Annotated in this window: 10 protein-coding genes and 1 riboswitch; of the genes, 5 read left to right on the forward strand and 5 right to left on the reverse strand. The window is 57.9% G+C overall.

Annotation, left to right across the window (positions count from 1 at the left end; all coding sequences use genetic code 11):
* The 3 genes from M0974_RS02115 to M0974_RS02125 form a co-directional block, all read right to left on the reverse strand.
* Positions 1-351: aldo/keto reductase (locus M0974_RS02115; RefSeq protein WP_297832072.1), on the reverse strand; the 351-nt coding region annotated here is incomplete at its 3' end.
* Positions 348-1538 (reverse strand): FAD-binding oxidoreductase, encoded by a 1191-nt coding sequence (locus tag M0974_RS02120; protein WP_297832075.1) that lies wholly within the window; start codon positions 1536-1538, stop codon positions 348-350. The genes M0974_RS02120 and M0974_RS02115, both read right to left, overlap by 4 nt.
* A 50-nt stretch (positions 1539-1588) precedes the next feature.
* Complete coding sequence (locus M0974_RS02125; protein WP_297832079.1) at positions 1589-1921, reverse strand: multidrug efflux SMR transporter; 333 nt, start codon at positions 1919-1921, stop codon at positions 1589-1591.
* Positions 1922-2014: 93 nt separating this feature from the next.
* Between M0974_RS02125 and M0974_RS02130 the strand changes: the two genes are divergently transcribed.
* The gene (locus M0974_RS02130) at positions 2015-2899 is read left to right on the forward strand and encodes a LysR family transcriptional regulator (protein WP_297832082.1); all 885 of its coding nucleotides are present in this window, start codon (positions 2015-2017) and stop codon (positions 2897-2899) included.
* 14 nt (positions 2900-2913) lie between these two features.
* Entirely contained in the window at positions 2914-4191 is a 1278-nt protein-coding gene (gene waaA / locus M0974_RS02135; RefSeq protein WP_297832085.1) for a lipid IV(A) 3-deoxy-D-manno-octulosonic acid transferase, read from the forward strand.
* Between the two features lie 94 nt (positions 4192-4285).
* Here waaA and M0974_RS02140 read toward each other — a convergent pair whose 3' ends face one another.
* Entirely contained in the window at positions 4286-5725 is a 1440-nt protein-coding gene (locus tag M0974_RS02140; protein ID WP_297832088.1) for a TolC family outer membrane protein, read from the reverse strand.
* A gap of 139 nt (positions 5726-5864) precedes the next feature.
* Positions 5865-5969, forward strand: a riboswitch (TPP riboswitch).
* A 157-nt stretch (positions 5970-6126) separates the two neighbouring features.
* Here M0974_RS02140 and thiC point away from each other — a divergent pair.
* Together thiC and cytX are read left to right on the forward strand one after the other, a co-directional pair.
* Positions 6127-8016: a phosphomethylpyrimidine synthase ThiC gene (gene thiC / locus M0974_RS02145; RefSeq protein ID WP_297832091.1), complete on the forward strand. Its 1890-nt coding sequence runs from the start codon at positions 6127-6129 to the stop codon at positions 8014-8016.
* A gap of 108 nt (positions 8017-8124) precedes the next feature.
* Complete coding sequence (gene cytX / locus M0974_RS02150; RefSeq protein WP_297832095.1) at positions 8125-9417, forward strand: putative hydroxymethylpyrimidine transporter CytX; 1293 nt, start codon at positions 8125-8127, stop codon at positions 9415-9417.
* Here the strand turns inward: cytX and M0974_RS02155 are convergent.
* Positions 9386-10135, reverse strand: coding sequence for an RsiV family protein (locus tag M0974_RS02155; RefSeq protein ID WP_297832098.1), 750 nt, complete (start codon positions 10133-10135; stop codon positions 9386-9388). The genes cytX and M0974_RS02155 overlap by 32 nt on opposite strands.
* A 205-nt stretch (positions 10136-10340) precedes the next feature.
* On the opposite strand from M0974_RS02155, the gene M0974_RS02160 reads away from it, so the two are divergent.
* On the forward strand, positions 10341-10760 hold a 420-nt coding region (locus tag M0974_RS02160), incomplete at its 3' end, for an NUDIX domain-containing protein (RefSeq protein WP_297832101.1).

Here is a 10760-nt window from a genome sequence, read left to right on the forward strand (position 1 = left end):
GCGCTCAACTGACAGGCGGGTGTGTGCCGCACTGAAATCATGGTGCGACTGACCCCCTTCGAACTCTTCCCCGACTTTGCTGACGATGACCCACTCATTGCGCTGACCACGCAGCAGTGGGCCGAGGCGCTCTTCGCTTGTCCCGTAGGCCGGGGCGGTGTCGATGAGGTTGATGCCCAAGTCCCGTGCCAGTTTGAGTAGCATCTGCGCTTCATGATCGTCAGGGATTTTAAAACCGTTGGGGTATTTAACCCCTTGATCTCGGCCCAACTTGACTGTGCCCAGACCCAATGGCGAAACATTTAAGCCCGTGCTGCCCAGTGGGCGATGCAGTTCATGCAGGGTCTTCATGGCAGTAATTGGTCCCAGATCGGAGTCGCCAGCGGCGGCTTTGGCAGGCCGATCAAAGGTGGTTGCGGGGTTGGATGCACGCCATCACGGGCCAGCGCAGCCAGTACCCGATCGGCAAAGTCCGGGGCCAATGCCAGCTTGGTCGGCCAGCCTACCATTAAGCTTTTTTGCGCCCAGAGATAGGCATTGTCCGGACGCACCAGGCCTGACACCGCGGGTTCTGCGCGATCAATACGCAAGGTCGCCCATTGCGCCTGGCTCAAGTCGACCCAAGGCAGCAAGTTGCCGAGCTCTTTTTTCGCGGCGGCAATTTGCGCCGCAGGCTCGCGAGCAACGCCATCGGCTTCGGACAAATCTCCCCCGAGGTACCACACCCATTGGCCATCGGCTGCCGGATGAGTGGTCACGGTTACCCGCGGTTTCGGACCACCACCGAGGCAGTGGGCATACAGGGGTTTCAGCGTCGGACCTTTGACCATCACCATGTGCAGCGGGCGGCGTTGCATGATGGGAAAAGTGATGTTCATGGACTTCAATAGCTGGGCATTGCCAGCTCCAGCGCTCAAGACAACGCGTTGGGCACGAATCTCGCGGTCATCGACCCGTAAACCAACTAACTCTTCACCGGAATACAGCGGTTCGATTTTTTCGCCCGCCAGCAAACTCTCGCCCGCCAACTCGGCGAGGCGCTGAATCAGGCTTGGCACATCGATCACCAATTCTGCCAGACGGTAGACTTTGCCCTTGAATCCAGGGTCTTGCAGTGCAAGCGGCAGATCAGTGCCGGTGACTTGATCGACGCGTCCGCGTACCGCTTTACTGGCGAAAAAACTGGTGAGGTTGCCGGCGATGGTGCCTGGCGACCATAGGTAATGGGCTTCGGACAACAGGCGAACGCTAGACAGATCAAGCTCGCCTTTGCCCGCCAATGCTTCACGCCAGCGGCGAGGCATGTCGGCGATCGCTTCGGAGGCGCCACTCAAGGCGCCGTGCAGCGCGTACTTGGCGCCACCATGGATGATCCCTTGGGATTTTGTGCTTTGGCCGCCGCCGAGGCTGGCGCTTTCCACCACTACAGTCGAGAACCCTTGGCGACGCAGGCGCGCATTGAGCCAGAGACCGGCGACGCCAGCGCCGACGATCAGTACATCAGTGTTCAGGATGGATGGAGTGGGCACAGATGGCATGAGCGACCTCAGTGGCTAGACGAATCCAGCCATTATAGAGGATAGCGTTTTCAATGCCCGGCGGTTTTCGAGAACAACTGAATCACCACTACGCCGGCAACGATCAGGCCCATGCCGAACATGGCGGGCACGTCGAGCTTTTGCCCATACACGAACAGCGCGGCAATGCTGACCATGACAATTCCCATGCCTGCCCAGACCGCGTAGGCAACACCCACCGGTATGCTGCGAACCACTAGGGTCAACATCCAGAAGGCAATGCCATAACCGACGATCACCAGCAACAACGGCAACGGTGTGCTCAAGCCTTTGACGGCTTTCATCGATACGGTAGCAATAACTTCGGCGCAGATGGCGATGGCCAGATAGTAGTAAGCGGTCATGGTGCAGCTCCTTTTCAATAGGTACGCATTCTAGGGATTCAACAGATGGGGTAAAGTCATTACCCATCTCTTTAATCGATAGGTTGGCCGGCGATGCAATGGAATCTGGAGCAAATGCGTTTGTTCGTCAGCGTCGCTGAGCAGCGGTCGTTTTCAGCCGTGGCACGTGACATGAAGCGCGCTCAATCAGCGGTCAGCAGCGCCATCGCGTTATTGGAAGCAGATCTGGGCGTCAGCCTGTTCGAGCGCAGCAGCGGGCGGCAACCGCGTTTGACCGAGGCGGGTGGCGCATTGCTGGAGGAGGCGCGTGAGTTACTGCGCCAGTGTGAGCGCCTGGACGGCCGAGCGTTGGCCTTGATGCGCGGCCAGGAAGCACGGTTGCGGTTGGCCCACGATGAAGCCATGCCCTATCAGCCGGTGCTGGACAGTCTAGAAGCCTTGGCCGAGCGGTTTCCGAGTCTGGAAATGCAACTGGCCAGCGGCGCCCAAGGCGATGTGGCGCGCAAATTGGTAGAGCGTCGGGCCGATTTGGGCTTGCTGTTCCACCACGAGCAAATGCCCGAGGCCCTGGAGCGCCGAGTGTTGGGCAGCGTTGAAATGGTGACGGTGTGTTCGGTGGACCATCCATTGGCCGGTGAGCCGCGGGTCAGTCGCCAACTGTTAGGGCGCCATCGTCAGCTATTGATCGCGCCGCAACAAAGCGGTTACCCCGGTGGCGAACAAATCAGTGCCCAGGTCTGGCGCGCGGACAGCTTTTACGTGATGGCCGAACTGCTGATGCGCGGCCTCGGCTGGGCGTGGCTGCCCCGTCATGTGGTGCAATACCCTGCGTACCAGAACTTGATGGTCGAGTTAGCCAGCGACTGGACCCCACCTGCGTTGGTGGTGGAAATGGTCTGGCGCCGCGATGAACCGCTGGGGCCGGCAGCCAGATGGTTGGCCGACAGCTTTGCGCAGCATCTACAGGCGATTGGCTGATAAACTCCGCCGCCATGAATAGATTCCTTTATAGCGTGCTGTTTCATCTCGGTTTGCCGTTGGTAGCGCTGCGCCTGTGGCTTCGGGCGCGCAAGGCTCCTGCCTATGCACAACGGATCGGCGAGCGCTTCTCGTTCGGCCTGCCGCCGATGCAGCGCGGCGGCATTTGGGTGCATGCCGTGTCAGTGGGCGAAAGCATCGCGGCGGCGCCGATGATTCGAGCTCTGCTAAAGCGTTACCCATTGTTGCCAATCACCGTGACGTGCATGACTCCCACCGGTTCGGAGCGGATCAAGGCGTTGTTCGCGGACGAACCACGGATCCAACATTGTTACCTGTCATACGATTTGCCGTGGGCGGCAGGGCGTTTTCTCGATCATGTGCAGCCGCGGCTGGGGGTGATCATGGAAACCGAGCTGTGGCCCAACCATATCCACCAGTGTGCTAAACGCGGGATTCCCACCGTGTTGGCCAATGCCCGGTTGTCCAACCGCTCGGCCCGGGGCTACGGACGTTTTGCCAAGCTGACGCGGCCGATGCTGGCTGAAATCAGCGGCTTTGCTGTGCAGACCGAAACAGAAGCCCAGCGCTTTCTTGATCTGGGGGCGCGGCCGGAATGCGTCGAGGTCACGGGTTCGATCAAGTTTGATTTAAGCATCGACCCACAGTTGTTGGTTCGGGCTGTCGAGCAGCGTGAGCAGTGGCATTGCGTCCAGCGGCCCACATGGATCGCAGCAAGCACCCATGCCGGTGAAGACGAAGCCGTATTGGCCGCCCATCGACAACTGCTGATTAGCCATCCAGATGCGCTGCTTATTTTGGTGCCGCGTCATCCCGAGCGCTTCAACAGCGTCCACGATTTGTGTCAGCAGCAAGGTTTCGAAACGGTTCGTCGCTCATCCGCGCAGGCGGTTACATCGACCACCTCGGTACTGCTGGGCGACACCATGGGTGAGTTGCTGTTTCTGTATGCCTTGGCCGATTGCGCATTCGTCGGCGGCAGTCTGGTGCCCAACGGCGGGCATAACCTGCTTGAGCCGGCGGCACTGGCCAAGCCCGTAATAAGCGGCCCGCACCTGTTCAACTTTCTGGAAATCGCCGCATTGCTGCGTTTTGCCGGGGCGTTGGAGGAGGTGAGTGATGCGAAGGGGCTGGCGACCGCAGTGCAGCAGTTGTTTGATACACCGGCGAAGGCGCAACAAATGGCCGATGCCGGGTTGCGAGTGATGCACGCCAATCAGGGCGCCCTGCAGCGCTTGTTGGACATGCTGGCGCGGGTGGCTGGCCTGTAGGAGCCAACTTGTTGGCGGGGCGGCAGAGCTGATGCGCCACGTCATAACCTTCGCCAACAAGTTGGCTCCTACAGATATCCGGCGCGCACAGCCATCACTTTTCCGAAGGCTTCTGAAAGTTCTTCGCCGATTCTCTGGCCAGGTCTGGCGGCAGGAAGTCTTTGTCCGGGTTGTAATCGGCTTTCAAGTAGCGGGACAAATCCTGCAGGTCCCCCGGATTCAGCGTCCCGGCGGCCTGCTTCAAACGCAGGTTGTCGAGGATGTAGTCGTAGCGCGTGTTGTTGTAGTCGCGCACTGAGCTGTACAGCTGACGTTGCGCGTCCAGCACGTCGACGATGTTGCGCGTACCGACCTGATAGCCGATTTCAGTTGCTTCAAGTGCGCTCTGGTTGGAGATGATCGACTGTTTGCGCGCTTGAACCTGCTCGACGTCGGTGTTCACCGCGCGGTGCAGGTTGCGGGTGTTTTCCACCACTTGGCGACGCAGGCTTTCACGCTGCTGTTCGCTCTGGTTCAACCGGGCATAAGCCTCGCGCACCTGCGAGCTGGTTAGGCCGCCGCTGTAGATCGGGACGTTCAACTCAATGCTGATGCTGCGCTGCTCGACGTCGCCGCCATAGTTCTGGCCAGTGAAGTTCGGGTTACTGAAACCGAACGCGTCGTTATCGCCGCGCTTGTAGCTGGCAACTGCATCCACGGTTGGTGCATGGCCAGCCTTGCGTTGGCTCAAGGTCTTTTCTGCTGCCGTCACCGCGTAATTACTGGCGAGCAAATTCAAGTTCTGTTGTGACGCTGTATCGACCCATGCCTTGGCATCGTTAGGGGTCGGTGGCAGCACCGGCAAGGTGTGCACGATGCCCTCGATGGAGTTGTATTCGCGATTGGTCAGGGTCGCTAACGCCTGAAACGCATCGTCCACTTGGCGCTTGGCAACGATGCGGTTGGCCCGTGCGGTGTCGTAGCTGGCTTGCGCTTGGAGTACGTCGGTCTTGTCTGACAGGCCGACATCGAAACGCTCGTTGGACTGATCGAGCTGGCGTTTGAATGCAGCTTCTTCTGCCTTGGTCGACGCCAAATTATCTTCGGTTCGCAGCACCGTGAAGTAGTCTTGAGCGCTTTGCAAAATCAGGTTTTGCTCAGTGGCAGAAAGCTGCAGGATCGCCTGTTCGTCGACGTCTTTCGCGGCCTGAAACTGATACCAACGGTCTGCACGAAAAATAGGTTGGCTTAACGTTGCCTGATACACCGTGCCGCTGCGGGTAAAGTCCGCTGAGGGTCGATCGATCTGGGTGCGAGTGGTTTGCACGTCAGCACCGGCAGACAAATTTGGGAGCAAGCCGGCGCGGGCCTGGGGCACGACTTCTTTCTGCGCTTGGTAATTAGCGCGAGAGGCCGCCAGGTCCGAGTTGTTATCCACAGCCTCTTGATAGACGTTGACCAGGCCGGTCTTGGTCGGTAAAGGCACATCTGCTGCCAAGACCATTCCATTGGAAGCACAAGACACGGCGAGGGCCAGTGAAAGTTTGCGCAGCATGAGGTGTTCCCTAGAGAGTAATAATTCGCGTAGCGAGTGTAGTGCTCGGATTAGCTCACAACAATCCGGTATATCCGCCATTTATCGAGTGATATTCAACGATGTTGGCATTGCGCCCACATCTTGCACTAGACTGGTGACGTTCTTGTCGGGGTGCCTTGCTATGAGGCTGAGATCGGTTAATCCGGATCCCGTTGAACCTGATCAGGTTAACGCCTGCGTAGGGAACAAGATTTCTCGTCTCCCGGCGAGTCCTCTTGAGTATCGTCCGGGGTCGGTTGTTCATAAAGTGAACAGCAACGCCCTCTTTCTATGCTCAGCACCAGTCCTGGTGCACCCGTGCCTTTCAGGTTTGCTCCGACAATAAATCCGCCGCTGGATGACGTTTGGAGTGCCCCGTGATGAGTACAAAACTAAAAAACACCGCTAACTTGAGTGAATCGGCCCAAGTCGATTCTGGATCAGTTCAGCCATTCACCCGCTCGCAAAAAATCTACGTTCAAGGCTCGCGCCCAGACATTCTGGTGCCGATGCGTGAAGTCAGCCTGGACATCACGCCGACTGATTTCGGCGGCGAGATTAATGCGCCCGTGGTCATCTATGACACGTCCGGCCCGTACACCGACCCGAGCGTCATCATCGATGTTCGTAAAGGCCTGGCTGATGTTCGTTCACCGTGGATCGACTCACGCAATGACACTGAACGCCTGCCCGGCTTGAGCTCTAACTTCGGCCAGCAACGCCTTAGCGATGCCGAACTGACCAAGCTGCGTTTTGCCCATGTGCGCAATCCGCGTCGGGCAAAGGCCGGCGCCAACGTCAGCCAGATGCACTATGCGCGTCAGGGCATCATCACGGCCGAGATGGAATACGTCGCCATCCGCGAAAACATGAAGCTGCAGGAAGCTCACGCTGCTGGCCTGCTGACTCAGCAACACGCCGGTCACAGCTTCGGTGCCAGCGTGCCAAAACAGATCACCGCCGAATTCGTCCGTGACGAAATCGCCCGTGGTCGCGCGATCATCCCCGCCAACATTAACCACGTTGAGTTGGAGCCGATGATCATTGGCCGTAACTTCCTGGTGAAGATCAACGGCAACATCGGCAACAGTGCGTTGGGTTCTTCCATCGAAGAGGAAGTGGCCAAACTGACCTGGGGTATCCGTTGGGGTTCCGACACGGTCATGGACTTGTCCACCGGCAAGCACATTCACGAAACCCGTGAGTGGATCATCCGTAACTCACCGGTTCCGATTGGTACTGTGCCGATTTATCAGGCGCTGGAAAAAGTCGACGGCGCGGCCGAAGACCTGACGTGGGAATTGTTCCGCGACACGCTGATCGAGCAAGCCGAGCAGGGCGTCGATTACTTCACCATTCACGCAGGTGTGTTGTTGCGCTATGTACCGCTGACCGCCAAGCGCGTCACCGGTATCGTTAGCCGTGGCGGTTCGATCATGGCCAAGTGGTGCCTGGCGCATCACCAGGAAAACTTCCTGTACACGCACTTCGAAGACATCTGCGAAATCATGAAAGCCTACGACGTCAGCTTCTCGCTGGGCGATGGCTTGCGTCCGGGTTCGATTGCCGATGCCAACGACGCCGCGCAGTTCGGCGAGCTGGAAACCCTCGGTGAGCTGACCAAGATCGCCTGGAAGCACGACGTGCAAACAATGATCGAAGGCCCAGGCCACGTGCCGATGCAGTTGATCAAGGAGAACATGGACAAGCAGCTGGAATGCTGTGACGAGGCACCGTTCTACACCCTCGGGCCGCTGACCACTGACATTGCGCCAGGCTACGATCACATCACCTCGGGTATCGGTGCGGCCATGATTGGCTGGTTCGGTTGCGCAATGCTGTGCTACGTCACGCCGAAGGAACACTTGGGCTTGCCGAACAAGGATGACGTCAAGACTGGGATCATCACCTACAAAATCGCAGCGCATGCGGCGGACTTGGCCAAAGGGCACCCTGGTGCGCAAATCCGCGACAATGCCTTGAGCAAGGCGCGGTTCGAATTCCGTTGGGAAGACCAATTCAACCTGGGTCTCGACCCGGACACTGCGCGCTCGTACCACGACGAAACCCTGCCGAAGGACTCGGCGAAAGTCGCGCACTTCTGTTCGATGTGCGGGCCGAAGTTCTGCTCGATGAAGATCACCCAGGAAGTCCGTATCTACGCGGCCAACCAGAAGATCGAAACCGTCGACGCTGCGGTGCAAGAAGGGTTGCGCGAGCAAGCCGAGCGCTTCAAACAGGAAGGTAGTCAGCTGTACAAAAAAGTCTAGGCCTCAAGCTTTAAGCGGCAAGCTACAAGAAGAGGCTGATCCGCATTTGCTTTCAACTTGTAGCTTGCAGCTTAAAGCTCCCCACTGCTCTTCTCTGAGATTACACCCGTGACTATTTCATCCAGCACTTACTCCCCCGACGTTCCTGTGCCTTTGGGCAAGCGTGTGTTCGGCGGGCGAGATCTGTTTTCCCTTTGGTTCTCCCTCGGCATCGGCCTGATGGTTCTGCAAACCGGCGCGTTGTTGGCGCCGGGGTTGGGCATGTCAGGCTCGATGCTGGCAATTTTTCTTGGCACGCTGGTCGGCGTGCTGCTGCTGGCTGCTGTTGGCGTGATTGGCAGTGACACCGGGCTTTCGGCCATGGCGGCACTCAAGCTCAGCCTCGGTACTCACGGTGCATCGCTGCCTGCGATATTGAATCTGGCGCAACTCATCGGTTGGGGTGCTTTCGAGATCATCGTGATGCGCGATGCCGCCAGTTTGTTGGGCGCACGGGCCTTCTCCGAAGGCAGCGTATTCACCAGTCCTCTGCTCTGGACCCTCTTATTTGGTGCTTTGGCGACCTTCCTTGCCGTCAGTGGCCCGCTGACCTTCGTCCGTAAGGTGCTGCGTAAATGGGGTATTTGGTTGCTACTGGCATCGTGCGTGTGGCTAACCTGGAATTTACTGAACAAGACTGACTTGGCTGCGCTGTGGGCCCATGCCGGTGACGGTACGATGCCGTTTGCCGTAGGTTTCGACATCGCTATTGCCATGCCATTGTCATGGCTGCCGTTGATTGCTGACTACTCACGTTTCGGCAAGCGCGCGAAAAGCGTGTTCGGCGGCACGGCGTTGGGCTTCTTTATTGGTAACTTCTGGTTGATGAGCTTGGGCGTCGCCTACACCCTGGCCTTCGCGCCGAGCGGTGAGATGAGTCCGTTGTTGCTGGCATTAGCCGGTGCCGGGATGGGTATTCCGCTGCTGCTGATTCTGATCGACGAGTCGGAAAACGCCTTCGCCGACATTCACTCGGCGGCGGTTTCCAGCGGGATTCTGCTACGGATCAAAGTCGAGCATCTGGCGCTAGGCATCGGTGTGATTTGCACCCTGATTGCCTGCCTCGCGCCGTTAGCGCAGTACCAGAACTTCCTGCTGCTGATCGGCTCGGTATTCGCCCCGTTGTTCGGTGTCGTGCTAGTCGATCACTTCATCCTGCGCCGTCGCAGCACACAGCCGGCCACCGTTGGCTTTCGCGGCATGAGCCTCTTGGCGTGGCTGGGCGGTGTCAGCACCTATCACCTGCTGGCGAACCTATACCCTGATGTGGGCGCAACACTGCCAGCACTGGTGGTGTCTGGCGTGTTGCAGTTGCTGCTAGGCCGAGTGTTCAGCCGCGGCTCGGGAACAGTTCCGGCTTGAGGATACCGTTGAGCTGGAGATACGACATCTTCAGCTCAATGTGGCCCATGGCGTACGGCGCAATCGTCTCCACGGGGTATTTCAGAATGACCCCGCCATAGGTCAGCGCCACATTCGGAGTTTTCTGGAACTTCCAGGTTTGCACGAAAGCAGGGTCCTGAGCGATCTTATTGTCGATCATCCATTCTTTATGCGCTTGTTGCGCAGTCAGCCAAAAGGCATCTTCCTCGCCAGGTAATAGCATGTCTTGCAGCGTCAGGGCTTTATGCAGTGGACGGGAGTAATTGATGAACTCACGACCTGGGATGCCATGGTCGTTGCCGTTTTCCAGATAGCTGGACAGTTCGACAATCACCAGACCGTCATGCTGCTCACGTACTTTGGCCTGCAAATAGCTGTTGGTGCTGTTTGGCGCTTGCTGCAGGAATTGCTGTTCATACGCCTTGAGCGATGCGGGTAATGGCGTTGCCCCCGGTGTGTTGCGGGCCATTTGCAGCAACGTATTTTGAACCAGGTTGTCCAGGCTCGGCTCGTCAGGGAAATGCACGGTGTCGACGTTTACCAGTGGGCATTCAGGCGTTGCGCAGCCCGGTTTGATCTGTTCCGAGGCGTCACGCTGGACGTCCAATGGTGCTCGAAAATTGGGTTGAAACAAGCTTTGGCAGGCGCCCAGCACCAGTGCGAAGCAAGCCAGCGTAGTGATCCTCAACAATGACATGGTGATCCTTGGCAAAAACAAAAAAAGACGGGTCGAGGTGCTTCGACTGCAAGCAGCTCCATCAGTTCGCCACTACGCTAATTAGAAGTCGTTTACCGTACGGCCGTCTACCCCGGTCGCCTCAATGGCAGTGCGAGGGGGCTGCATCTGGCGATAGAGCGCGTTAGGATGTGACGAAGCCGGTCCAGGTGGTAGCGAGAAATTTATGACTGATTCGAACAACTCCGTCCCTGCGACGGTAGAGATTACGCGGCGAGAAAATTGCTATAAGGGCTTTTACCGCCTTGACCGTTTGCACCTGCGCCATGAACTGTTCAATGGCGGCATGAGCAAGGAAATCAGCCGGGAGTTGTTTGTTCGCCACGATGCCGTTTGCGTGCTGCCCTACGATGCCAAACGTGACGAAGTAGTCTTGATTGAACAGTTTCGAGTCGGTGTGCTGGGCAAAGTCGATAATCCATGGCTGATCGAACTGGTCGCCGGGTTGATCGACAAGGATGAGCGACCGGAAGAGGTTGCCCACCGCGAAGCAGAAGAGGAAGCTGGGCTTGTTTTCAGCGCAATGTTGCCGATCACCAAATACTTTCCATCGCCGGGCGGCAGCAGTGAATATGTTCACCTGTAC

The organism is Pseudomonas sp., from assembly GCF_026224925.1.
In the GTDB taxonomy this organism is placed as follows: domain Bacteria; phylum Pseudomonadota; class Gammaproteobacteria; order Pseudomonadales; family Pseudomonadaceae; genus Aquipseudomonas.